The 24,175-nt window shown below is 41.2% G+C and carries 22 protein-coding genes; 17 read left to right on the forward strand and 5 right to left on the reverse strand.

Going from position 1 to position 24,175, the window contains the following annotated elements:
- The first annotated feature begins 69 nt into the window (after positions 1 to 69).
- From AC1DQW_RS25380 to AC1DQW_RS25405, 6 genes are all read left to right on the forward strand, one after another.
- Positions 70 to 975 (forward strand): prephenate dehydratase, encoded by a 906-nt coding sequence (locus AC1DQW_RS25380; RefSeq protein ID WP_477456607.1) that lies wholly within the window; start codon positions 70 to 72, stop codon positions 973 to 975.
- Positions 976 to 1,067: 92 nt separating this feature from the next.
- Complete coding sequence (locus tag AC1DQW_RS25385) at positions 1,068 to 2,195, forward strand: chorismate mutase (protein WP_477456608.1); 1,128 nt, start codon at positions 1,068 to 1,070, stop codon at positions 2,193 to 2,195.
- 100 nt (positions 2,196 to 2,295) lie between these two features.
- Positions 2,296 to 3,606 (forward strand): 3-phosphoshikimate 1-carboxyvinyltransferase, encoded by a 1,311-nt coding sequence (aroA, locus tag AC1DQW_RS25390; RefSeq protein ID WP_477456609.1) that lies wholly within the window; start codon positions 2,296 to 2,298, stop codon positions 3,604 to 3,606.
- Positions 3,607 to 3,841: 235 nt separating this feature from the next.
- The gene (gene aroC, locus AC1DQW_RS25395; protein ID WP_477456610.1) at positions 3,842 to 4,948 is read left to right on the forward strand and encodes a chorismate synthase; all 1,107 of its coding nucleotides are present in this window, start codon (positions 3,842 to 3,844) and stop codon (positions 4,946 to 4,948) included.
- Positions 4,949 to 5,373: 425 nt separating this feature from the next.
- Complete coding sequence (locus tag AC1DQW_RS25400; protein ID WP_477456611.1) at positions 5,374 to 6,612, forward strand: MFS transporter; 1,239 nt, start codon at positions 5,374 to 5,376, stop codon at positions 6,610 to 6,612.
- 1 nt (position 6,613) lies between these two features.
- On the forward strand, positions 6,614 to 7,240 hold the full coding sequence (locus AC1DQW_RS25405; protein WP_477456612.1) for an HAD family hydrolase: 627 nt from the start codon (positions 6,614 to 6,616) through the stop codon (positions 7,238 to 7,240).
- Here the strand turns inward: AC1DQW_RS25405 and AC1DQW_RS25410 are convergent.
- Together AC1DQW_RS25410 and AC1DQW_RS25415 are read right to left on the reverse strand one after the other, a co-directional pair.
- Positions 7,237 to 7,755: a DinB family protein gene (locus AC1DQW_RS25410; protein ID WP_477456613.1), complete on the reverse strand. Its 519-nt coding sequence runs from the start codon at positions 7,753 to 7,755 to the stop codon at positions 7,237 to 7,239. The two genes, AC1DQW_RS25405 and AC1DQW_RS25410, sit on opposite strands and share 4 nt — an antisense overlap.
- Positions 7,755 to 8,783 carry a glycosyl hydrolase gene (locus AC1DQW_RS25415; protein ID WP_477456614.1) on the reverse strand — a complete coding sequence of 343 codons (1,029 nt, stop codon included), beginning with the start codon at positions 8,781 to 8,783 and terminating at the stop codon, positions 7,755 to 7,757. The genes AC1DQW_RS25410 and AC1DQW_RS25415 overlap by 1 nt, the downstream gene beginning before the upstream one ends.
- A 213-nt stretch (positions 8,784 to 8,996) precedes the next feature.
- On the opposite strand from AC1DQW_RS25415, the gene AC1DQW_RS25420 reads away from it, so the two are divergent.
- Positions 8,997 to 10,436 (forward strand): L,D-transpeptidase family protein, encoded by a 1,440-nt coding sequence (locus AC1DQW_RS25420; RefSeq protein WP_477456615.1) that lies wholly within the window; start codon positions 8,997 to 8,999, stop codon positions 10,434 to 10,436.
- A 54-nt stretch (positions 10,437 to 10,490) separates the two neighbouring features.
- On the opposite strand, the gene AC1DQW_RS25425 is transcribed toward AC1DQW_RS25420, so the two are convergent.
- From AC1DQW_RS25425 to AC1DQW_RS25435, 3 genes are all read right to left on the reverse strand, one after another.
- Entirely contained in the window at positions 10,491 to 11,276 is a 786-nt protein-coding gene (locus tag AC1DQW_RS25425; protein ID WP_477419823.1) for a murein L,D-transpeptidase catalytic domain family protein, read from the reverse strand.
- A 768-nt stretch (positions 11,277 to 12,044) separates the two neighbouring features.
- A complete protein-coding gene (locus tag AC1DQW_RS25430; protein WP_477456616.1) occupies positions 12,045 to 12,626 on the reverse strand; it encodes a nitroreductase family protein in 582 nt (193 codons plus the stop codon).
- An 84-nt stretch (positions 12,627 to 12,710) separates the two neighbouring features.
- Entirely contained in the window at positions 12,711 to 15,143 is a 2,433-nt protein-coding gene (locus AC1DQW_RS25435) for an alpha-ketoacid dehydrogenase subunit alpha/beta (RefSeq protein WP_477456617.1), read from the reverse strand.
- Positions 15,144 to 15,279: 136 nt separating this feature from the next.
- Here AC1DQW_RS25435 and AC1DQW_RS25440 point away from each other — a divergent pair, with 136 nt between their 5' ends.
- The 10 genes from AC1DQW_RS25440 (at position 15,280) to AC1DQW_RS25485 (ending at position 23,919) form a co-directional block, all read left to right on the forward strand.
- Positions 15,280 to 15,678: a DUF1573 domain-containing protein gene (locus tag AC1DQW_RS25440; protein ID WP_477456618.1), complete on the forward strand. Its 399-nt coding sequence runs from the start codon at positions 15,280 to 15,282 to the stop codon at positions 15,676 to 15,678.
- Positions 15,679 to 15,915: 237 nt separating this feature from the next.
- Positions 15,916 to 17,142, forward strand: a complete 1,227-nt coding sequence (locus AC1DQW_RS25445; RefSeq protein WP_477456619.1) for a pyridoxal phosphate-dependent aminotransferase — start codon at positions 15,916 to 15,918, stop codon at positions 17,140 to 17,142.
- A 430-nt stretch (positions 17,143 to 17,572) separates the two neighbouring features.
- On the forward strand, positions 17,573 to 18,532 hold the full coding sequence (locus AC1DQW_RS25450) for a fibronectin type III domain-containing protein (RefSeq protein ID WP_477456620.1): 960 nt from the start codon (positions 17,573 to 17,575) through the stop codon (positions 18,530 to 18,532).
- A gap of 9 nt (positions 18,533 to 18,541) precedes the next feature.
- On the forward strand, positions 18,542 to 19,045 hold the full coding sequence (locus tag AC1DQW_RS25455) for a hypothetical protein (RefSeq protein ID WP_477456621.1): 504 nt from the start codon (positions 18,542 to 18,544) through the stop codon (positions 19,043 to 19,045).
- Positions 19,046 to 19,642: a toxin-antitoxin system YwqK family antitoxin gene (locus tag AC1DQW_RS25460; protein WP_477456622.1), complete on the forward strand. Its 597-nt coding sequence runs from the start codon at positions 19,046 to 19,048 to the stop codon at positions 19,640 to 19,642.
- Complete coding sequence (locus AC1DQW_RS25465) at positions 19,635 to 20,900, forward strand: hypothetical protein (RefSeq protein WP_477456623.1); 1,266 nt, start codon at positions 19,635 to 19,637, stop codon at positions 20,898 to 20,900. The genes AC1DQW_RS25460 and AC1DQW_RS25465 overlap by 8 nt, the downstream gene beginning before the upstream one ends.
- A complete protein-coding gene (locus AC1DQW_RS25470) occupies positions 20,882 to 21,253 on the forward strand; it encodes a hypothetical protein (protein ID WP_477456624.1) in 372 nt (123 codons plus the stop codon). The genes AC1DQW_RS25465 and AC1DQW_RS25470 overlap by 19 nt, the downstream gene beginning before the upstream one ends.
- Positions 21,243 to 21,749 carry a PulJ/GspJ family protein gene (locus tag AC1DQW_RS25475; protein WP_477456625.1) on the forward strand — a complete coding sequence of 169 codons (507 nt, stop codon included), beginning with the start codon at positions 21,243 to 21,245 and terminating at the stop codon, positions 21,747 to 21,749. The genes AC1DQW_RS25470 and AC1DQW_RS25475 overlap by 11 nt, the downstream gene beginning before the upstream one ends.
- Positions 21,736 to 22,887, forward strand: a complete 1,152-nt coding sequence (locus tag AC1DQW_RS25480; RefSeq protein WP_477456626.1) for a type II secretion system F family protein — start codon at positions 21,736 to 21,738, stop codon at positions 22,885 to 22,887. Before AC1DQW_RS25475 ends, AC1DQW_RS25480 begins: the two co-directional genes overlap by 14 nt.
- Before the next feature lie 429 nt (positions 22,888 to 23,316).
- Positions 23,317 to 23,919 (forward strand): hypothetical protein, encoded by a 603-nt coding sequence (locus tag AC1DQW_RS25485; protein WP_477456627.1) that lies wholly within the window; start codon positions 23,317 to 23,319, stop codon positions 23,917 to 23,919.
- Positions 23,920 to 24,175: the final 256 nt, after the last annotated feature.

Here is a 24,175-nt window from a genome sequence, read left to right on the forward strand (position 1 = left end):
ACTTAACACACATAAAGAATTTAAAAAGTCCCGGCACAAAATGCCGGGATTTTTTGCTTTAACAGGGTTATGAAAATAGAAAAACCAAGAGTTGCCATACAAGGGATCCGCGCCTCGTTTCATGAAGAGGCCGCTTTAAGATATTTTGGCGAAAATGCCCAGATGATAGAGTGCAACTCCTTTAAACAAACATTTGAAAGTTTAAAGAACAGGGAAGCTGATTATGTGGTAATGGCTATTGAAAACAGCATTGCCGGCAGCATATTGCCTAACTATACCCTGTTGCTTGATTATGGCTTCCCGGTAGTGGGTGAAATTTACTTACCCATACAATTACATTTAATGGCATTGCCGGGTGTAAAGTTTGAGGATGTTAAATATGTAACCTCCCATCCCATCGCCTTACGCCAGTGTGTTGATTTTTTTGACGAATATCCGCACCTTAAAATTGTGGAAAGCAGCGATACTGCCGCCTGTGCCAAACGCATACGCGACGAACAACTAACCGACACAGTGGCCATTGCAAATTCTCTTGCTGCAAGTCTTTACGGACTTGACGTGTTGGAGCGTAGGATCGAATCAAACAAAAGGAATTTTACACGTTTCCTGATCCTTACCCATCACAATAACATGGAGAAGAAAAATGTAAATAAGGCGTCGCTTTGTTTCCAGGTGAGTAATAAAGTTGGCGCTTTGGCCAAAGTGCTTAATATTTTTGCCGAAGAGGGCTTAAACATGAGCAAGATTCAATCAATGCCCATCTTAGGTAAGCGTAACGAGTACAATTTTTATGTGGATGTTGAGTGGGAAGAACAAAAACGTTATGATAGCGCTATAAGACAGATCCTTAAATACACACAAAACTTTAATATACTCGGCGAATATGAAAGACACGAAGATGAGTTATCAGTAACACCTAAACCCCAAAGAATTGAGCGGGTACGGAGATATATCAATATCCGGCGCAACATTTAAGATCCTGCAGATCGACAACAATAATTAAAAACAAAAAATATAAAATAACCCCTGGGCTTAAAAATCAAAAAGCCCGACAAATAATTAAAAAGATGAAACTAAATTTAAACATACAGCCGCTTCATACCTGGATTAAAACCGGTAAAGAACCATTGGTAATTGCGGGTCCTTGCAGTGCCGAAACTGAAGATCAGCTGGTAGCCACAGCTCATTTATTAGCTCAAACCGGTAAAATCTCTGCTTTACGTGCAGGTATCTGGAAACCACGCACCCGTCCGGGAGAGTTTGAAGGTATCGGCAGTATTGGTTTAGAGTGGTTAAAACGCGCTAAAGCAGAAACAGGTTTGCCAACCGCAATTGAAGTAGCAACAGGCAAACATGTTGAAGAAGCTTTAAAAGCCGGTGTTGATATACTTTGGGTTGGCGCCCGCTCAACAGTTAATCCTTTCACCGTACAGGAAATTGCCGATGCCTTACGTGGTGTTGATGTACCGGTAATGGTTAAAAACCCGGTAAACCCCGATCTTTCTTTATGGATTGGCGCCTTGGAGCGTATTAACAACGCCGGTATCACCAAACTGGCTGCTATTCACCGCGGTTTTTCATCTTACGAAAAGTCAGCTTTCCGTAACGAGCCGATGTGGGATATCGCCATCGCCTTAAAAACTCTGGCTCCTGAACTTCCTATCATTAATGATCCAAGTCACATCTCTGGTAACCGCGACCTGATTGGTTACATATCACAAAAAGCTTTAGATCTTGATATGCAGGGCTTAATGATCGAATCGCACATCGACCCAAGCGTAGCCTGGACAGATGCAAAACAACAGGTAACTCCTGCTGCCCTTGCTGATATTATCGATCACCTGGCTTTACGTAAACCAGAGACCCGTAATGCCGAAGTAAACGATAAACTGGGCGAGTTGCGCAAACAGATCGACAAAATTGACGATTTAGTTATACAGAAAATTGCCGAGCGTATGCAGATTGCTGACAAGATTGGTCAATACAAAAGAGATAACAACATTACTATTTTACAGGTTGGCCGTTGGGACGAGATCCTTCAAAAACGTAGCAACTATGCAAAAGCTTTAAAATTGGGCGACGAGTTTACCGAGAAATTATTGGAACTTTTACACGCCGAATCTATCAGCAGGCAAACAGCTGTCATGAACGCCAACGAAGCGGGACAAGCAGCAGAAAAACTAACACACGCATAATATTAAGTCAAAAGTCAAAAGTCAAAAGTCAAAAATTGTTTATTCTTTTTTGACTTTTGACTTTAAGACTATCGACTTAGGACTTAAGACTAACCAAACGATGCAAAACATCATCCTGAGTAAAAGTAATAAGCATATAAATGGCACGGTAAACCTTACCGGGTCGAAAAGTGAATGTAACCGCGCACTTATTATCGAAGCGCTAAGCAACGGTAAAGTGAAGGTGGAAAATGTTTCTGACGCGGCTGATGCTGTGTTATTAGCAGGGATTTTAAGGAAGAGCCAAGAATCAAGAGTCAGGAATCAAGAGGTATTGGCAGATAACAGCGGCGAACCACTCACCACTCACCACTCACCGCTCACCACTGTTGACATCGGCCCTGCCGGCACGGCTATGCGCTTTTTGACTGCCTTTTATGCCATACAGGATGATGAAGTAATTTTAACCGGCAGCAAAAGGATGAAGGAAAGGCCAATAGGTGTATTGGTTGATGCGTTACGGGAACTGGGTGCCCATATTGATTATGAAGAAAAAGAGGGCTATCCTCCTATAAAACTAAAAGGCAATTTCGGGCAGCTCACTCGTAAGATCAGTATTAAAGGTAACATCAGCAGTCAATATATTACGGCCCTGTTACTCATCGCTGCCCGATTGCCTTTGGGTTTGGAATTACATATTGAGGGTGAACTAACTTCGCGCCCATATGTTGAAATGACTTTAGCTATGTTGCAAAGTGCAAACATACAGCACGTTTGGACTGATAATGTCATTTCAATACCAAATCAGGATTTTGCAACAACATCATTACACGTTGAGCCGGATTGGAGTGCGGCATCATACTGGTATGCCATAGCGGCTTTAGCTGATAAAGCCGAACTATTACTTACCGGGTTAACACCTTATAGCCTGCAGGGTGATAGTGTGATCACCGAGATCATGGCTAACTTTGGGATCACATCGCAATTTAAAGATGGCGGTGTGCATTTATTGAAAGAAGCAAAGCCTTTAAGTCGTAAAATATTTGACATGAAGGAATGCCCGGACCTGGCGCAAACCGTTATTGTTGTGTGTGCGGCATTGGGTCACGAAGCTACATTTACAGGCCTTGAAACGCTAAAGATCAAGGAAACCGACCGTATTTTGGCACTGCAGACCGAACTTGCAAAAATGGGTGTTAAACTAATTGAAAAAGGCCAGGTTTATAAACTTGACTGCAGCGAAAAGTTTATCCCCGAACGTATGTTTATCAATACTTATCATGATCACCGTATGGCTATGGCTTTTGCACCGCTGGCACTGATTATTCCTCAACTGGAATTTGAGAACGGCCCGGTAGTGGACAAATCATATCCGGCTTTCTGGACTGACCTGGAAAAGCAAGGATTTACTGTGGAAACGGTAGAAGGTTAAAGGCGAAAGGTAAAAGGTAAAAGGCTTGTTGGGTTTAGGGCTTCACACCCATGTCATTGCGAGGAACGAAGCAATCGCGAACTGTGCAGGTCCGCCCTGTATTGCATGCGATTGCTTCGTTCCTCGCAATGACATAGATTGTATTAAAAATATATACTGACAGTCAGCGACTTACAAACACGTCATTATAAGGCACAAATGACGTTATTAATTATTACATCTCATATCTAACAAAATGGCAGGCAATTCATTTGGGCAAGTATTCAGGATAACCACTTTTGGCGAGTCGCATGGCGAAGCGATTGGAGTAATAATTGACGGCTGCCCTGCACAATTAGTGGTTGATATTGATTACATACAGGGCGAGCTGGATAAACGTAAACCCGGCCAGTCAAAGATCACTACGCAGCGTAAAGAAAGTGATACAGTAAAGATCTTATCGGGTGTATTTGAGGGTAAAACCACGGGGACCCCTATCGCCATGCTTATTCCGAATGAGGATCAGCGTTCAAAGGATTACACCCATAATGTAGATGTATTCCGTCCATCTCATGCCGATTATACTTATCAAACCAAATATGGCATCCGCGATCATCGTGGCGGAGGGCGCTCCTCGGCCCGCGAAACCGCAGCGCGTGTTGCTGCCGGGGCATTAGCAAAACTATTGCTTAAAGGCCAGGGAATAGAGATTGCCGCCCATGTTAGCAGCGTAGGTAAGATAGAAGCACCTAATGTTAATATCAGTAACATCCAGGAATTTATTGATGAACGGGAAAAAAACATTGTTCGCTGTGCCGATCCGGCTACTGCCGAGGAAATGATAGAATTTATTGATAGCGTGCGTAAGGATGGCGATACGGTTGGCGGCAAAGTAAGCTGCTACATTAAAAACTGCCCGGTTGGCTTAGGCGACCCGGTTTTTGATAAACTACACGCCGACCTTGGTAAAGCTATGCTAAGCATCAATGCCGTACATGGTTTTGAATTTGGATCGGGCTTTGCCGGCAGCGAAATGCGGGGATCTGAACATAATGACATCTTCGTTAAATCGCATTTTGGAGATATAAGTACCATCACTAATTTTTCGGGTGGTATCCAGGGTGGTATCAGCAATGGAATGCCAATAGAGTTTAAGGTAGCATTTAAACCGGTTGCTACCATCATGAAAAACCAGGCTACTATTGATAGTGAAGGTAACGCCGCCGAAATATCGGGTAAAGGCCGCCATGATCCTTGTGTGGTGCCGCGTGCCGTGCCTATTGTTGAGGCCATGGCTGCCTTGGTACTGGCCGATCATTGGCTGAGAAACAGGAATTCGATTTTGCCAAAGGGAGAACTTTAATAAAATATCGTTCGGTTTGATCTTCTGTAAGCATTTGTTACGGTCTTAACAGTTGAATATTGTTTAATTTTTTGTAACCTTGTATATAACCAGGCAGGGCGCTTATCTTGTAAGATAAATGCCCTATTCGGTTTAAAATGAAAGCTCCTTGAATTTGTTATTACATCAAACTATCTGATTACAAATAGAATAACCATAATTAAACCGTTATTAAAGGAAACTCCAAGGAGGTGTGGAAGGTACTTGTAAGATGGTACGCAGGTGCATGAAAAGTGTATCAACGGTGCATGTAAAGTACCGTTTTTGAGTTCCAAAAAGTACTTCAAAAGGCTTTCCGGCCGGAACAAAAAATATTCATTTTTTTTGCTAATGTTGATAGTAAAATGGCAAAGCTATAGGCGGGTATTGCCTATCTTTACATGGCAATGCTTACCCTTCTTATTCAATCATACAAAAAAGCCTATAGCGGTCTATCTAAAAACAGCTGGTACCTTAGCATGGTGATGCTTATTAACCGGAGCGGTACTATGGTTGTGCCCTTTATGAGCATTTACACCATTCAGCAGCTGCATTTTACTATTGTACAATCTGGATGGATCATGGCTATTTTTGGCATTGGAGCTATTTCCGGGGCATTTATAGGGGGGCGACTGTCGGATAAAATTGGCTTTTATGATATCCAGGTTGGGTCATTGCTGCTTGGCGGTGTAATGTTTGTTATTTTGGGTTTTCAGCATACTTTTATAAGTGTTGGCATAGGCACTTTTATTTTGAGCATTTGTAATGAATCCTTCAGGCCGGCAAACTCCGCCGCTATAGCACATTACAGCAGCGAACAAAATACAACCCGCTCATACTCCCTAAACCGGCTGGCTGCCAACCTGGGTTGGGCATTTGGCGGAGGGTTAGGTGGTTTATTAGCTTCATACAGCTACCATTCGCTTTTTTGGGTTGATGGTTGTACCAATATTTTTGCCGGCTTATTACTATTAATATTGATGCCACGGTCAAAGATTAAAAAATCAGTAAAAGCAATCACGGAAGCCGTTATATCAAAATCCGCCTATTCAGACCATATTTACCTGATTTTTATATTATTGGGTACATTGTTCTCTATCTGCTTCTTCCAGTTTTTTATCATGCAACCTGTTTTTTATAAAATACAATGGCATTTTAACGTGCGTTTTATAGGTTTCCTGCTTGCATTAAACGGAATAATCATCGTTCTTATCGAAATGATTCTGGTACATAAACTTGATGGTAAAAGGGATCCCCTAACTTATATCAGAGTTGGTGTTTTAATTTCGGGCTTAAGTTTTGTATTATTGAATATATTACCCCATACTGCTTTTGTGGCTATATTCATTGTAACATTAATGACCCTGGGCGAAATAATCAGTATGCCCTTCATGAACACATTTTGGCTTAGCCGTACCACAAACAGTAACCGTGGCGAATATGCAGGCCTTTACAGTATGTCGTGGTCTGCAGCACAAATCATAGCGCCGGCGGTTGGAAGCCAGATTATTGCTTATGGCGGCTTTGATACATTATGGTGGGTATTAGGAGGCGTATGTTTGTTTGTATCTACCGGGTATTATTTTTTAAAAAAATTCAACATAAAAAACAAAGAAGCTGTTATCATAACCGATCAAACTATTTAGTATGAAAAAGGCAATTATATTAGATCTGGATAATACTATATATCCCGTGAGTTCAATTTCGGATAATTTATTTAGCCGTGTGTTTGAATTTGTTGACAGCCTTGCAGAAGAAATAGGTTTGGAGGAGGTAGAAAAGCTAAAAGAGGAAATGAAAAGAAGGCCTTATCAACAGGTTGCCGAAAAGTTTAACCTTAGCGACGCCGCAAAAAACAAGGGTCTCGATATGCTTAAAAATCTGGAGTATACCTTGCCTATGCGGCCCTATGACGAGTATAAACACATCAGCGAAACTAAAATTGATAAATTTTTAGTAACTACCGGCTTTACCAAACTGCAGTGGAGCAAAATAAAATTATTGGATATCGAGGAAGATTTTAAAGCGATTTATATAGTTGATCCTGAAGTATCCACCCAAACTAAAAAGGATATTTTTGCGCTGATCATGGCTGCTAATAATTATCAGCCCGAAGAGCTATTGATTATTGGTGATGATCCTGAATCGGAGATAAAAGCAGCTTCAGCCTTAGGCATCGATACATTTTTATTCGATCCCGATAACAGGCATCAAAATGCTGTGGTAACGCACTTTTCCAAAAATCTTAAGGATGCTGTAGCTGTATTTTCTTAAGCCGGATTTTCGCTCCTAAGCACTTTAACGGTAACCAGCAATTGCCCTAAATGCCGCATAGTATGTTCGGCCGCATGTACATAAAGGCCTATTACCGTTGAAGGAACCTGGGAACGACCTACTCCCCTTACTTCTTTTAAAGCTGATTCATCTACGTCATATAATTGCTTCAACGCTTTGTGAACCTGCAGGTTAAATTGCTTCACAAGCGATGTTACATCTAAATCTTCATCCGGTTTTCCTTCGGCCGATAAATATTCAAACTGCCTCTCGGTAAGCCTCTCTCCTTTTGCATAGGTAAAAAGTCTGTCTAATACGCCCGTTAAATGCTGCAAATGAAAACCCGGCGACGCCATCCCTGCCACCTTATCCCATAACAATGTTGCAGGAAAATCATACAGCAATTCATTAAGCTCTTCCCTGGCCTGCAAGAGCGCATGGGCTACCGGTTGTACCAGGGAAGGCATATCACTTAATGGCCCACGAAGCCAAACTTCTGGTAATTTATCTGCCATTATTTCTTTTGGAGCATTGTTTTAACCTCATCATGGTTTAGGGTTTGCGGTAGCCCATATACCTCTTTCACCCTGTCGTGGGTATTGTCTGTCCATAACCAACTGGTCCACACCATAAACCAGACCCATTCGGGTTGTGCTGCCAATACCGCGGTATTGGGCAATTCTCCTGTTTCGCCCAGGCATATTATTTTGCCATTGGCCAGCTTAAGCAATTCGTTATAATCCTTTTGTTCATAATCAAAATGGTATACGTCTGATCCCAGGATATCCACATAGTTGGCACCCGGATAATATAATTTATAGTCATAAGCCTCATCCTGAGGAATATCACGTAAACCGTTTGCCCCCCAAACCCATATCAGGTTGTTTAAATGATGATAATTGGTATAGCGATCGTACATCATTTTCCACAACTTTTTAATTCCATTCTCTCCTTTTTTGTCACCCCACCAAAACCAAACACCGTTCATTTCATGGTATGGTCGCCATAAAACAGGCACATGCGCATCACGCAGCTGTTTAAGGTAACCTGCTTCCTTATCTATATCAGCCAGCCACTTTTGGTTTAAGGGTGTGTTTGGGGCTACCAATTCTGTCCATTGGGCTTCTGTCAATTTACCCTGGATACTTTGCTTCCAGTCATATGGGGGATTATCAGTTGGTCGGCCCTGGTGCCACATAATAGTAACAAGGTAACCGTCGGCCCATTTTTTTATAGCTTCGTCAACCAGTTTTTGGCCAAGATCTTTATCTCCCCACAACATAAAATCAGAACCCCAAAGGGCAGGATACTTTCCCGTTATGGCTTTTGCACTGTCCGAAAATATGGTCAGATCACTGTTGTAATTTTGCTGGCCCGACAAAATGTGCTTGCCTTTAATTTCATATAAAAAAGATAATAGTCTTACGGCTTCGGGCGATGCATCTTTATTTACTGGTTTAAAGCCTTGAGAAAAAGCTAAAAATGGCAGTAAAAAAACTATAATAATCGAGAAAAATGTATGTTTTTTTGAGATTATTGACATAATTATTTCAATGTTGCTGATAAATTGTCTGATTTCAAATTTAATTAAAAACTTACAGCCTTTGTGGTATGGGTATTGCTAATCATAAGACTTATTTAACTAAATTTGATTATGCCCTCCGTCACGAAAAATAAAGCCGTTCCCTCCCTTATATTACTTTCATTGTTTGCTTTATTGTCCACTTTTCAAAGCTGTAAGAAAAAGCATTCTGAAATGGCCAACGATCTTTTCAGGATAACGCAAAATAAAGTTTTTAAAGATGTTGACCCCGAAGCCTATGCCGAGGTATTTAAAAAAGAGCTGGCTGCCGAAAAGTCGAAATTAGCCAATGGACCCGGGATAGAAGCATATTATAAAGCTAACGAATACCAGCCCACTTTTGTATTAAACCATTTAAGTAATGGCGACCTGGATGCCATACCTCAATATTACACTAAAGCTAATGAACATGGCCTGGATTCAAACCTGTTTCGACCTAAAAAACTGAAAGCTTTAATTGCTAAATTTCATGATAAAAATGGGATTAAAACAATTGATGAGGCATACCTTACCCTGGCAAAATTGGAGTTACTTACGGCGAGCACACTTACAAGATACACCAATGCGCTGCAGTTTGGCATTATTAACCCTAAAAAGATCTACTCAAGATATTTTACAGCAACAAAACGTCCTGACAGTACCTCGATGAAAGCCGTGTTTGCAGCTGCAAGTATTAAAAATTACCTGGATAGTATTCAGCCTAAAAATCCACAGTACATTGCCTTACAGAAAGTTTTTATCAGCGGCGAAGCATTACCCGGGCTGTCAAAAGAAGAAACGCAACGCTGTTTAATGGTCAACCTTGAACGTTTACGCTGGCGAAATAAACCATATGAACCTAAATATGTGTATGTTAATATTCCCGACTACCGCCTTGATGTATTTGAAGATGGTAAATCTGTATTAAACATGAAGGTTTGTGTTGGCCAGGGGCGCAACATGGATAATAAAGAAACACTTATCAACTTTGGCGATACTGCCAAAATTGATAAACCATTTCCGCGCGAAACGCCTCAATTAGGTAGTTTAATACATAGTGTGGATGTAAACCCCGTTTGGAATATACCGCAAAGCATAGCCACCAAGGAGATCATTGTTGAAGCGGCCAGGGACAGGTACTATCTATCGAACAAGAATATCGACGTATATAAAAATGGCGACTTAGTTGAGGATCCTGAAGATATCGACTGGTCGACCGTAACCAAGGATAACCTTGACTATGATTTTAAACAGCGCCCCGGTGCTGATAACTCCCTGGGTACGATCAAATTCCTTTTTAAGAACAAGAGCAGCGTTTACCTTCATGATACGCCTGCAAAAGCTGCTTTCAGGCAAAGTATGCGCGCCGTGAGCCATGGCTGTGTGCGATTGGGAGATCCGCAGGCATTAGCTAAGAGCCTTTTTGGCGAGGGTGAAGACCTGGACACCATAATAAAGGATATGAGCGAAGATAACCCCGAGCCTACAAATATCTCCTTACCTAAAAAAACACCTATATACATAACTTATGTTACCTGTTGGGCAGATGAAAATGGCACCTTGCAATACCGGCCCGATGTGTACGGATTGGATATTGTGCTTTATGCTCACCTTCAAACAATCATGGGGAAATAAAAAATGCCCGGTTGGTTAAGGCCGGGCATCCAGGTTTATAATTGGATAAGGTACTTAAAGTTTCGCTATATCAAATGATGTTGAATCAGCTGCAACCTGGTTTAATGGTGCGGTTTCATCCAGGTATTTTGAAGTATACCTGTCATCATTACCGTTGATAAAAAACACCGATTTCCCCTGGATAGTATTGATGACAAAATCAGCAACATTAGGAGAAACAGCAGGGCAGCCAAAACTGCGGCCCAACCTACCCAGCTGGTTAATTGCTCCCTGGCTCACATAGTCGGCAGCATGAACAACAATACCCCGTTGACGGGCACTTATGTTAAATCCTTCATCCATACCGTCCAAATGTAAAGAACGGCCGTGTTTACCCATATAAACATCGTCGGCCAGGTAAAATCCCAAACTGCTTTGATGCGAATCGTTACGATCTGAAAAACGGTTTGCCATTTCCATGCCGCTTCCTTCACCGTGTGCTACCCAGGTATTTAGTAACAGTTGTTTGCTAAATAAATTAATTATCCACATACGTTTCTCGCGGCTCGGTTTGGTAAAATCAACAACCGTAAGCACCGCAGTATTTTGTGATAATTTATGAGCGAGTTTTAAATTGGTATAACCGGTAACTGCCTTTTCAAATACCTCGAAAGCTAACCCCGATTCCTGTAAATTAGCTGCAAGATAGAGGTTATTAACATACTGGTTAAATAGTTCTTTTGCAGATAGACTTTCATTTACCCCTCCTTTTAGTTTGCCTGAACCCGGCGATCTCCAACCAATTATAGTTGCTGAGAAAAATAAGACCGCTAATGTTAAGCACCAAAAATACTTCCTCATACTTGTTTTGAGTTTAATTTTTAATCAATAGTAAAATCAGCAAAAGGCTTAGAATTTAGGATCTTGAACGGTATTAGGAACCGAACAATTACAAATGTATAATTTTCTATTTAAAGAAAAGTCATTTTAAAATATTTTTTTTCTACTAAAATGAAAGTTCTTTATTCATAAAGAAATTATAAGTCCGTTTTACGAGACAAAAAAGCAAAAGGTTTCCTCTAAAAATTTATCTCTTATTTCGGCGAATCGCCATAAAAACGATTCCTATTATAATGGCGGGCAACCAAACAAAAAAAGAATACATTCCAGCTTTACTTACTAAGAGGCTGTCTAAAAATAAAAAAACAAATCATCGTTGCGAGTACCGACCAGCCGAGCTGGAAAAAAAGTAATGACATGTATGGGTACCACAATCACCCGTGATCGTCATTGCGAGGAGGTACGACGAAGCAATCCCCAAAATACAGAGCGGATTTGCACAGCTACTCTGTAAATCGGGGATTGCTTCGTTCCTCGCAATGACGGGTTTATGTGTAAAAAATACATATTGATAATCAATAACTTACAATCATATCATTATAAGGCACGAAGCAATCCCAAACTATACAGAGCGGATTTGCAAAGCTACTCTGTAAGACAGGGATCGCTTCGTACCTCGCAATGACGCGTGGATATGTGCTTAATTAGAAGTCTAAAACATTAATAAATTAAATTTAAACAGCTTCTTAAGCCGTCCTTTTAGTGTTATCAAACAGTAATCGATTTACCTTATTTCACCCATTTTACCTTGTTTTCGAGGAGGATGTTTCTTTTTCCCTCCGGACGATGATCTGCATAACCAAGGTACAATGCCCCTATTACCTGGTCTTCATCGCGCAGGAGTAAAAAATCTTTCATAACTGGCTTTAGTATTAAGCCGCCGGTGCTCCAGAACGAAGCCATATTTAGTGCAGTAGCACCAAGTAATATATTTTGAACAGCGCTGGAAACAGCCGCAACTTCTTCAACGGGAGGAATTTTTGGCAAGTCGCCACGCTGCATAATAACAATAATTATATGCGAAACCTTATCACCCTGGTGAAGCAAATTATTAAAAACAGTTTCATTAAAATCTTCGGGGATTACACTTTGCTTATATAATTCTGCATGTTGCTGGCAAAACTTGGCGGGGTTTTCATATACAACAAAACGCCAGGGTTCGGTATAACCGTGGGTAGGCGCCCAATCGGCAAGCTCAAGCAAAGCTGCAATGTGGCCGTTTGGCGCTTTATGCCCGTTCATCATATTGGGTTTGATGCTGCGGCGTGTTTGTATGATATTGGATATGGTTAAAAAATTGGTAGAATTCATAGTGCTTGTAATTGAAAGAAAACGCTCTCCCCAACACGTCATTGCGGTACCAAGCAATGACGGTATTATAAAGTTTTTATTTTGTTAGTAAATCGCCGGAAATTTAGCCGGGTTTGCCTCGCTCATAATAGCATAAACAGCCTCAACAATATCATCAAACGATGGCTTGCTAAAGTAATCACCATCGGAGCCATATGGAGGGCGGTGTTCTTTGGCAGTCAGCGTCCGGGGTTGCGAATCCAATGAATAATATCCTTTTTGCTCTTCTACTATTTGTTGAATAATATAGGCCGAAGCAGCTCCGGGTACATCTTCATCAACAACAAGCAACTTGTTGGTTTTCTTTAATGAAGCACTACAAATATGCTCTGTATCAAAAGGATATAATGTTTGCGGATCAATAACTTCAATGTGAATGCCCATCTTTTCCAACTCTTCGGCGGCTTCTAAAACGATGCGTAAAGTTGACCCGTAAGATACAACCGTAACATCGGCACCCGCTCTCATGATCTCGGCTTTGCCTAAAGGCACGGTAAACTCACCAACATTGGCGGGTAACTTCTCCTTTAAACGATAACCATTAAGGCTCTCGATAACCAACGCAGGCTCATCGCCGCGCAGCAGGGTATTATACATACCAGCTGCCTGTGTCATATCGCGCGGTACACAAATATGAAAACCACGCATCGAACTTAATATCATACCCAATGGCGACCCTGAATGCCAGATACCTTCCAGCCGATGCCCGCGAGTACGTATAATAAGCGGCGCTTTTTGTCCGCCAAAAGTGCGGTAGCTCAGGCTGCCAATATCATCACATATAACAGTTATGGCGTATATGAGGTAATCAAGGTATTGTATCTCGGCTATTGGTCTTAAGCCACGCATAGCCAGCCCCATGCCCTGCCCTATTATAGTAGTTTCACGAATGCCGGTATCGGTAATACGCACGTCGCCATATTTGCTTTGCAGCCCCGAAAATCCCTGGTTAACATCGCCTATAGCACCTACATCTTCACCAAACGCAACTATCGTTTTATCGCGCTCAAAGTTGGCATCAAAGCAGGCGTTTAATACCTCGCGGCCATCAATCAACCTTGCATCCTCATTGTAGGTAACCGGTACCACCGGAACGTATAAAGGTGATTGAGGAGTATCGGAGAAAAGTTTGGTATTATAACGGACGTTATTCTTAGCGTTCTCGGTATTTAACCAATCAACCAATATTTGTCGTTCTGCAGAATCTTCGTGTACAGTAGCTCTAAGAGTTTTGCGTATGGCCGATACAATATCCTTGCGCCCGGCATCATAGCATTTACGCAACGTGCTTACAATATCTGCAACCTTATCTTTAACTGAAACGCCTTCGGCAAACTGTTCAATTAGTTTCGCGGCTTCCTCCAGTTCGGTATTTATTATATTCACCACTTCGCTGGCTGCTTCACGCTGGCACTCACGTACATATTTTTTTGCTTCGGCTTCCAGTTCATCCAACTCCTGTTCTGTAGAAATAGCCGATGTTACCATCCACTGGCGCATTTTCAACAGGCAGTCGTTTTCATCCTCCCAGGCTAAACGCTCTTTTGTTTTGTAACGTTCATGCGAGCCGGAGCTTGAGTGGCCTTGCGGTTGCGTCATCTCAATAACGTGTATCAATACCGGCACGTGCTCTTCCCGGCATAAAGTTATTGCACGGGCATAGGTTTCGCAAAGCGCAATGTAATCCCAGCCTTTTACTTTAAATATTTCAAAGCCGTTTGAGCCATTTTCGCGCTGAAAACCTTTCAATATTTCTGAAATATCTTCTTTAGTTGTTTGAAGTTTCGCCGGAACAGAAATAGCATAAGCATCATCCCATATAGAAATAGCCATTGGTACCTGCAATACACCTGCTGCATTAAAGGTTTCAAAAAATACACCTTCGGATGTTGCTCCGTTACCTATAGTACCAAAAGCAAYCTCATTGCCATTAACAGAAAAATGTTTAAGGTATTCCAGCTCTTTATTCTGACGGTATAGCTTTGACGCATAAGCCAACCCCAGCAAACGCGGCATATGACCGCCGGTGGTTGATATATCCGATGAACAATTCATCGTTTCGGCCTGGTTTATCCAGCTGCCATCGGCATTTACAAAACGGGTTGCATAATGGCAATTCATTTGCCTGCCGGCAGATGAAGGGTCTTTCTCTACATCGGGATGAGCATAAAGCTGTGAAAAAAACTCTTTAAGGTTGCTCATACCCGTAGCAAACATAAAAGTTTGATCGCGATAATAACCCGCACGCCAGTCGCCTGCACGAAATGCCTTTGCCATAGCCAGTTGCGCAACCTCTTTACCGTCACCAAAAATACCAAACTTAGCCTTGCCCGTTAAAACTTCTTTCCTACCTATTAAACTGGCTTGCCTGCTTTCGTAGCCAATACGGTAATCATCAATCACAATCTTTTTAAAATCATCAAAACTGAGCTCAGCAGAATCAAATTTACTGGTCGCACGTATTGCTGTTCCGGGCATATAAAATTTTGTTTAGACGGTAAAATTATAAAATTCTATTCTGTAATTGGTATAGTAACATTTAAAACATGAAGTAATGCCAATAGTTTTGATATTACATTAAACCTTTTATATTTGTGTTAATCAAATATAGCATATGAAAAAGATATTAATGATCTGCGCAGTGGTTTTAGGTTTTGCCTTTACTGCATCGGCACAAGATAACCAAAAAGCCGAGTTTAAATTTAACGAGGAAAAACATGACTTCGGTAAAGTACCACAAGGCACGCCCGTTACCACTGTTTTTGAATTTACCAATATTGGCAAAGAGCCACTTATACTTACCGAGGTAAGGCCAACCTGTGGTTGTACCATTGCCGATTACACCAAAACTCCCGTAAAAGGCGGCGATAAAGGAACAATAAAAATCACTTATAATGCTGCTGTTGCCGCACCATTTAACAAAACAATAGTTGTTAAATCAAACGCTGTTACACCAGAGAAATATTTGAATATAATTGGCGAAGTTGTTGCTAAACCGGCATCGAGCAGGTAATTGCTACTACAATATATTCACCATACCATTTTAAAATAATTGAGTGAGTTAAATATTACGAAAGACCCAAATTGGGTCTTTTTTTGTTTATGACAGTAATAAAAAGAAGCTCAAAGCAGAATTGCATAAAGCCTAAAGCTGATAATTGGTTTTCGACCTTATTTATCGATTTATGTGAAATTAATTAATAAGGCGCTATATAAATGGAGCAATGCCATCTTTTTACTAATTTTGCATATGCCAAAAGTATCTAAAAAAGGGCAGCGCATGCCCGCGTCACCTATACGCAAATTAACACCTTATGCCGACAAGGCTAAGCTGGACGGCAAAAAAGTGTACCATTTAAACATCGGCCAGCCTGATATTGAAACACCGGAAGGCATGCTGAATGCCATCAAAAATATCGATTTTAAGGTGTGGGCCTACACCGCATCCGAAGGCACTTTAAGCTACCGGAAAAAGCTTACAGAATACTATAACAAGCTGGGTTACAATATTACACCCGAGGATATTATTGTTACTACCGGCGGATCTGAAGCCATTACCATTGCTATGATGGCCTGTTTGGATTCGGGCGACGAAGTAATAATCCCCGAACCTTTTTATGCCAACTACAACGGTTTTGCCAGCCAGAGCGATATTGTGGTAAAACCCATCCTATCGTACATTGACAATGGTTTTGCCTTACCATCCATCAGCGAGTTTGAGAAGCTAATCACTGATAAAACCAGGGCCATTATCATTTGTAATCCTAATAACCCTACCGGGTATCTTTATTCGGAGCACGAGTTGGAAGAATTAAAGATATTGGCTTTAAAATATGACCTGTACCTGTTTTCGGATGAAGCTTACCGTGAGTTTTGTTATGATGGCCGCACATTTATTTCGCCAATGCACCTGGATGGCCTGCAAGAAAACGTAGTGGTATTAGACACAGTAAGCAAACGCTACAGCGCCTGCGGTGCCCGCTTAGGCTGCCTTATTACCAAAAACAAAGAGCTGCGTACTGCGGCATTAAAATTTGCCCAGGCCCGGCTGAGCCCCGGCATGGTTGAACAAATTGCCGGCGAAGCAGCGGTGGATACCCCCGATAAATATTTTGAAACTGTAAATAAAGAATATACCAGCAGACGGGATACTTTGGTTGCTGCATTAAATAAAATGGACGGCGTTTATTGCCCTAATCCGGGCGGCGCATTTTATGTAGTAGCCCAATTACCAGTTGACAATGCCGACAGGTTTTGCCAATGGATGCTGGAAACCTTTAGCTACAACAACCAAACCGTAATGATGGCGCCTGCAACCGGCTTTTACAGCACCCCTGGTGCGGGTACAAACGAAGTAAGGTTGGCTTATGTACTTAATAACAACGATCTTAAAAGTGCCATGACTTGCTTAGAGGAGGCACTAAAAGTGTATCCGGGCAGAACAGTTGGCAGGGAGCAACTGGCAGCGGGTAAATAGTTTGCAAGGAGAAATGACGTTTTAAAAGATTTGTCATCCTGAACGCAGTGATGGATCTATTCGCAGATTGTACTGGGCGAAGAAGCATAGCGAATAATAGATGCTTCAAACGTTACCCATGACATGTTGTAGAACCCTAGACTTACGAAGTAAAAACTTCGTAAGTCTTTCGCCGGTTTGTCATTCCCCCTTCAGCGTTTCGCGAAATTTTACCACTAAGCATGACAAAAGGCTTTTTTTGCAAATACGTCATAAGGGAGGGCTTAAAAATCAAAAAGTCTCCCCTACCGGGGGAGATTTAGAGGGGGCTCATTGGCCCGTGCCTTGTTATGCCGCATGGATATGTACTTCATTATCATATTTTAACTCTCTATTAATATTATTAATAATTCTAATATGATTTATGAGAATATTTCTAAATTAGTGGTAAATGAAACGCTTATCACTTCCGTATATCTTATTTGCATTTTTGGCTTTAACAGCATTTTTAACTTCCTGCAAAGAATTCATAGAACCATCAATCGCTAAAAGGCAAGTACAACTGGAAGCCCCTGCAAACCAATACCAAAGCACTAAATACACAGTTAATTTTTGGTGGGACGAAGTAGAAGATGCCTTGAATTACCGGCTACAGGTAGTTACTCCCGGATTTGATTCCATTGGCGGTTTAGTATTAGATACGCTAATAAATGGCAATAAATTTGCGTCGACCCTTGATCCTGGGAAATACGAATGGCGGGTAAGGGCAGAAAACGGAAGCTCTCAAACTGAATATTCAACAGTAAGAAGTTTCACCGTGGAGGAGTCTTCGTTAACAAACCAAACCCTAACACTCTCTTCACCGGCAAATAATGCAACCAGCAACCAAAGTACCATTCTTTTTAAATGGAACAGTTTATTCAGCGCAACCAAATACCAGGTAGAGATTGATACCAATAATTTTATTGACGAAAACACCCTTGTTTATAACCAGGTTGTCCCCGGTCAGCAGGTAAGTTTCAATGTACCAAAGGAACAGGTTTATGGTTGGCGTGTACGTGCTGAAAATGAAACCGAACAATCCAAATGGTCGGCAATCAGGTATGTCACCTATGCAATCGCTTTGCCTGCACAGGTAAGTTTAGTTTCACCCAATAATAGCAGTACTGTAAGTTTACCTGTACAACTTAACTGGAACGCGGTTACCGGCGTATCCGGTTATAAATTGTACGTGTTTAAAAGCGATTCGACCACTTTGTACAACAATACTTTCCCCGCTACTTTAAATACCACCAGTTATAATTTTAACCTGGGTAGTAGCGGCGAAAAAATATACTGGAAAGTAAGTGCAGTAAACACATCTGGCAAAGAAGGCAAAGCCAGCGGTTTAAGAAATTTCACCCTGCTATAAAAAGGCGTTATGATCAAAAAAAATAAAGTTTTGACGTATGTGCTTATCTTCGTTGTGCTGATTGTATGGGGGATTATTATATACAGAATAGTTGCCGCGTACGGTGGAAGCAATGATGACGCTTATATTCCACCGCCTGCTGCCAAAGAGGTTTTTAATGATTATGCCATACCTAAAGATACTACCCGGTTAATGCTCAATTACAGGGACCCTTTTGGATTAATTGTAAAAAAAGACACGGTAAAACCTCGGTCTTTGGGAAGACCCTATTTAAAAACCGGGATAACGAATATGAAGCCTGTTTTCAATTGGGACATTATCCAATATTCGGGTTACATACGGAATCCTGATTCAAAAAAGCTGATCGCCTTTCTGCATATCAATGGTAAAGAAGCCACGATGAACGAAGGTGAAACAATTGACCACATAAAACTGGTTCGGAACATGAAGGATTCTGTACTGGTTAATCATGAAGGTAAAACAAAATATATCCGCATCAAACCCGCCAACTAAATGAAACTCGTTTATACTTTCCTATTCCTTACATTAACGCTCCAGACATTCGCTCAAAAAATGCCGGATTATGGCCTGCACAAAATACGGATCACCGATACAGATAAAACCATACTGGCAGAGGTTATACCTGTTTCATCAAACCCGGATGTGCAACCCGATCTTAAATATTATTGGTATGCCGCCAACAAAATCCATACGCTGCAGGGAGGCTACAGCGGGCAACTGCTAAATGGCAGTTATACCGAATTTTACCTCAATAAAAACCTTAAAACACAGGGGATTTTTAAAAAAGGCTTAAAGGACGGAATCTGGAAAGAATGGAATGAACAAGGTATACTGACCCGGCTGGTTAACTGGGACCTGGGTATCCGTTCGGGTAATTTCAGTTTTTTCAACCCGGATGGGAGTGTGAAACAAACAGGAAAATATTACCAGGACGAGTTTAACGGACCCGTTGTAATTTATGAAGGCCGCGATTCCACCCGGACCGTATATTACAAAAATGGCCAGATGTTGAACGAAAAGCCAAAATCATTTTTTAACAAGATCAATATTTTCAAAAAGAAGAAAAAACCAGGCAAAACTCATGATTAAAGCTTCGGCCTTATATATCGTGATCATTATAGCCCTGGTCATTGCAGTACTCTGCTCATCCCTGATTCTGGCCGCCTATTTTTTTCGCGGACAGTACCAGGTAAAAGCCAGGTTCGACCGCTTACAAAACAATCTTTCCTCCGGCGTTCATATCTTACTTACAAGCAGGGATAGTATGTACCTCCAGGGCAAATCATTCAGTTTATTTAATAATGAGGATGACTCCGTTAAGCTTAAAAATATCCCCTGGGGCGTATACGATATAAGCGTTGCCGAGGCTTTTAAGCAAAAGGATACCCTGTTTAAAGTGTTTTCAACCGCCTTTGCAATTGACTCTTCAAAATGGGCTGCAATTTACCTCATAGATGAAGACCGGCCTGTATCAGTAAGCGGAAAAACCACGATACGCGGCGATGTATATATACCCAAAGCAGGTGTTAAACCTGCCTATGTGGATAATAAAGCCTACCAGGGCGATAAACGGCTTATTATTGGCAAAACGCGTGATAGCCAGCGTAAACTTCCCTTGCTTAATCAAGGCCGGCTAAATATACTGGAACGGCTATTCAACCAGTCGAGAGGCCCTGTAAACAAGAAATGGAATGTAGATACAACCAAAACCTCCTTTCGCGATCCAACCTATATCGTTAACCTGGGTTCAAATTCTTATACTTTAAAGAATACCAGTATATCCGGAAATATCATTTTGTATTCTGATACGCTGTTAACGATTGACAGTACAGCGATATTAAATAACGTACTGGTGTTTGCAAAAGCTATTTTGGTTAAAGAAGGTTTTCATGGCAACTGCCAGCTGTTTGCAACAGATTCCATAGGGGTCGAAAAAAATTGCAGGTTTAATTATCCCTCCTGTATAGGCCTGTTGCGGTATAAATCGCCAATGGTGGGGTTTCCCCCGCAGATCAATATTGGTCAAAACACCAGGATAGATGGTTGTATTTTCACTTATGAAAAAGAAGCATCGGCATTGCCTGCTACCATTAGTTTAGGTAAGGGATCACAGATAAGCGGGCAAATTTATGCACAAAATATGCTATCGACAAAAGATAGCGTTACTATAAAAGGCAGTGCATTTACTACCCGTTTTATATACCAAAGTACATTTACCCGCTATGAAAACTACCTCATCAACCTGAAGATTGATGCCCCTTCCCTATCCAGGTATTATTTAACCAGTGAAATGATGCCGGTAGCATCACCAAAGAAAAAAATACTGCAATGGCTGGAAGAAAAATAGTAAAAAAAGGAATGATAGCCGCATCCACAATAGTCGAGGTGGTGGTGGCCATGGTTATTATTGTTGTGATATTTGGTATGGCCATGATGATTTTTGCCAATGTAACACAGCAGGCGCTGTCCACCAAAAAGATCCGGGCAGCTGCCATTCTTCAAAACATTCTGCTTAACGCAGAACAAACCCGGGAATTGCCGGAACAGCCATTTAACCAGGACAACTTAAGGATAATACCCGAATTAAAACCGGTTGAAAATGAACCTGAATTAAGTGAGCTGCATTTAACAGCCTATGACGAGAACCAACAGAGAATAACAGAGGTAAGGGAAATAATGATTAAAAAGTATGAACCATAAAAAATTAAATGCTTTTACCATTATGGAGGTTACTATTGCTATGATGGTTTCGGCTATACTTATCCTGATTGTTTATACGGCATTTTCTGTAGTTAGCAGCTCTTATCATTCCTTTCTGTTTAAGAATGAAGAATCTGCCAGCCTGGTGCAGTTGGACCAGCTACTTCAGCGGGATTTCCGGCGGGCTGATATGATCATTAAAAACGACTCGGGAATTTTCCTGAAAAACAATAAAAGCAACGTCAGCTATATATTAAACAACGATTACATTGTACGTGTAAGCGGAATTACTGATACCTTTAAAATAAAAACGGAAAGCACCCGCATGACATTTGAACAGCAGCCTGTGAGCATGGTTACGCAGGATACTGTAAGTAGCAGAATTGATGAACTTGAACTAGACCTGTTATCACATAATGAAAAAATAACCTTTCATTACTTTAAACTTTACAGCTCCGCTGACCTTTTTAAACAAGAGACCAATGCCGACAATTGACCTGAGCCAATACGAAAAAAAGAAAGCACCCAAACCTTCAAAACCTGCTGAGGAAGGGGGCATACTGGCTTTTTTAAACCGCGACATTAGTTTTGGGGGTAAAGAACTAAGTGATAAGAAGAAGGAATACCTGTACCTGGAATTAAGCTCCCTCCTGCTGGCAGGCATTAATTTAAAAACGAGCCTGGAACTGGTTACCGCCGAGCAGGAAAAAGAAAACGACCGGAAATTATTTAAAGACGTCCAGGATAGTGTATTAAATAATGGTATTGCCTTTTCCAAAGCGCTGGAAAAATCGGGTAAGTTTTCGTTGTACGAGGTTTATAGTATCCAGATTGGTGAGGAAACCGGTAAGCTCTCTGAGGTGCTGCAGGACCTGGCTAAATATTACCAGGGCAAAATCAAACAAAGGCGCAAAATTGTATCTACACTAACCTACCCTTGTATGGTACTGCTTTCGTCGTTTGGCGCGGTTTACTTTATGTTGAAAGTAGTGGTGCCCATGTTTGCAGATGTATTGAAGCGTTTTGGCGGCCAGCTGCCCTGGATAACCGAAATGGTTATCAGCATTTCTAAGGGAATGGAGACCTATTTTCTTCCGGTTTTCCTGTTGTTTACGGCGTTGACTATCTTTTTATACCGGGTACGCAAAACTGAAACTTACCGCAAAATTGTGTCGGGTTTTCTGTTAAGAGTGCCGATAGCCGGTAACCTCATCAAAAAAATATACCTGGGCAGGTTCTGCAATTCTATGCGGCTACTCATCAGTGCTCACGTTCCGTTACTAAGGGCTATTGCTTTGAGCAGGCAGATGGTGGGCTGGTATCCCATCGAATCCTCGCTGCAAAAGGTAGAGGACGACATTCTTAACGGTAAATCCCTGCACCAAAGCCTGCAGCAATTTAAGGTTTATCCTTCCAAAATGATCCAACTGGTGAGGATTGGGGAGGAATCCAATAAGCTGGACTACTTTTTTGCTAAAATAGCCGAACAATACGGAGAAGAAGTAGAATACCAAACCACCTCCCTAAGCAGCATGATGGAGCCATTATTCATTATCGTGGTGGGCTTCCTGGTGGGGGTTATTATGATAGCCATGTACCTGCCTATGTTCCAGATGGGAAATACGTTTCAATAGTGGAGTGTTCGTTATTTTGGCAATGCCTACGGCCCAGGCTATCCGTTTATACGCCTACAAGGCATTAGGCGCGAGGCCGGTATTCACTGCTATCCCTATTGCGGATTATTGCTATTGAAAAGCTTTTTAGTACAAGAAAATATAAAAAAACATTGACATGTCTATGCTGGTTCTGGGATTTGCATATTCAATACTTTACATCTGTTACCTATCAGCGTGGCTACGCGCGACACGCGCGCACCAGCCGGAGGCGATTATAAAACGACAACAAATTTTCAGAACGGCGTTTTATAGTATATCCAAAAGCATAATATTTCATATATTAGGCTGCCTGCCCAGCGACTTATTTTCTATGACTCATGCCAATAAACGAAAGATACGAAAACAGGCAAACCTTACACATATTAATCTCAAGATTATTTAGATACAATGACTAAAGAACAACAATTTTGGGACTGGTTTAAAGTGAATGAAGCTAAGTTCTTCTTCCTTAATCAGATTAATGACGACAATGAGAAAGAACGAATTTTAGATAATCTTCTTTCCCATTTACATGAATACTGCGACCACTTGTTTTTTGAAATAGGTGGTCATCCCAATGAAAAGCAAGATTTGATTATTACAGCTGAAGGCGATACTGCTTTTTTTGACCAGGTCGAAGCTCTTGTAAAACAAGCTCCCACATTAGAATACTGGAACATAATCGCTTTTAAGCCTGCTATGGGATTGGGTACTATTGAATATAATGGAATCAAACTAAACCCAGAAACCATGCGTTTCAATCCACTGAACAATAAAACATCTCAAAAAATCGGTTTAAGAGTACATATAGACAATTTTAGCCCAACCCGTGAAAAAGATTTTTTGCAGGCTCTTTATTTGTTACTCAATAACATTTTGGGTGAAAAATCAACCGCACTGGAAATTGGTTATGTTGATGTAAAAAGTATGCCTCCAACTCCTGAAAAAGAGGATCTGATTGAATTTATTAAACTTCCCCGATATATTCAGTGGAATAAATCTAATCCGTAATATGTCCTATCAAGCCATAGAAAGGCTTTTTATTTCCTCCATAGTGTGAGAGAAATGTTTTTTATTAGAGAAGGCTGCGTATTTAAGTCCAATGCAAGGCGTCATATCCTCGCTGCCGCAAGCGTCCCCGGCTTGTGGCCCGTTTGCTAAGTATACACCATGCAGCTTCGTATATTGGTACCTTATGGCTATATATTCATTGTTAAAAATTAAAATCCCGGATGAAACTAACATCCGGGATTTGCATATTCAATAC

The sequence above is a fragment of the Mucilaginibacter sp. P5_A4 genome (assembly GCF_056400605.1).

Coding starts and splice junctions, on each gene's coding strand:
- AC1DQW_RS25380 (WP_477456607.1), top strand. CDS start 70: ATGAAAATAGAAAAACCAAGAGTTGCCATACAAGGGATCCGCGCCTCG.
- AC1DQW_RS25385 (WP_477456608.1), top strand. CDS start 1,068: ATGAAACTAAATTTAAACATACAGCCGCTTCATACCTGGATTAAAACC.
- aroA (WP_477456609.1), top strand. CDS start 2,296: ATGCAAAACATCATCCTGAGTAAAAGTAATAAGCATATAAATGGCACG.
- aroC (WP_477456610.1), top strand. CDS start 3,842: ATGGCAGGCAATTCATTTGGGCAAGTATTCAGGATAACCACTTTTGGC.
- AC1DQW_RS25400 (WP_477456611.1), top strand. CDS start 5,374: ATGCTTACCCTTCTTATTCAATCATACAAAAAAGCCTATAGCGGTCTA.
- AC1DQW_RS25405 (WP_477456612.1), top strand. CDS start 6,614: ATGAAAAAGGCAATTATATTAGATCTGGATAATACTATATATCCCGTG.
- AC1DQW_RS25410 (WP_477456613.1), bottom strand. CDS start 7,755: ATGGCAGATAAATTACCAGAAGTTTGGCTTCGTGGGCCATTAAGTGAT.
- AC1DQW_RS25415 (WP_477456614.1), bottom strand. CDS start 8,783: ATGTCAATAATCTCAAAAAAACATACATTTTTCTCGATTATTATAGTT.
- AC1DQW_RS25420 (WP_477456615.1), top strand. CDS start 8,997: ATGGCCAACGATCTTTTCAGGATAACGCAAAATAAAGTTTTTAAAGAT.
- AC1DQW_RS25425 (WP_477419823.1), bottom strand. CDS start 11,276: ATGAGGAAGTATTTTTGGTGCTTAACATTAGCGGTCTTATTTTTCTCA.
- AC1DQW_RS25430 (WP_477456616.1), bottom strand. CDS start 12,626: ATGAATTCTACCAATTTTTTAACCATATCCAATATCATACAAACACGC.
- AC1DQW_RS25440 (WP_477456618.1), top strand. CDS start 15,280: ATGAAAAAGATATTAATGATCTGCGCAGTGGTTTTAGGTTTTGCCTTT.
- AC1DQW_RS25445 (WP_477456619.1), top strand. CDS start 15,916: ATGCCAAAAGTATCTAAAAAAGGGCAGCGCATGCCCGCGTCACCTATA.
- AC1DQW_RS25450 (WP_477456620.1), top strand. CDS start 17,573: ATGAAACGCTTATCACTTCCGTATATCTTATTTGCATTTTTGGCTTTA.
- AC1DQW_RS25455 (WP_477456621.1), top strand. CDS start 18,542: ATGATCAAAAAAAATAAAGTTTTGACGTATGTGCTTATCTTCGTTGTG.
- AC1DQW_RS25460 (WP_477456622.1), top strand. CDS start 19,046: ATGAAACTCGTTTATACTTTCCTATTCCTTACATTAACGCTCCAGACA.
- AC1DQW_RS25465 (WP_477456623.1), top strand. CDS start 19,635: ATGATTAAAGCTTCGGCCTTATATATCGTGATCATTATAGCCCTGGTC.
- AC1DQW_RS25470 (WP_477456624.1), top strand. CDS start 20,882: ATGGCTGGAAGAAAAATAGTAAAAAAAGGAATGATAGCCGCATCCACA.
- AC1DQW_RS25475 (WP_477456625.1), top strand. CDS start 21,243: ATGAACCATAAAAAATTAAATGCTTTTACCATTATGGAGGTTACTATT.
- AC1DQW_RS25480 (WP_477456626.1), top strand. CDS start 21,736: ATGCCGACAATTGACCTGAGCCAATACGAAAAAAAGAAAGCACCCAAA.
- AC1DQW_RS25485 (WP_477456627.1), top strand. CDS start 23,317: ATGACTAAAGAACAACAATTTTGGGACTGGTTTAAAGTGAATGAAGCT.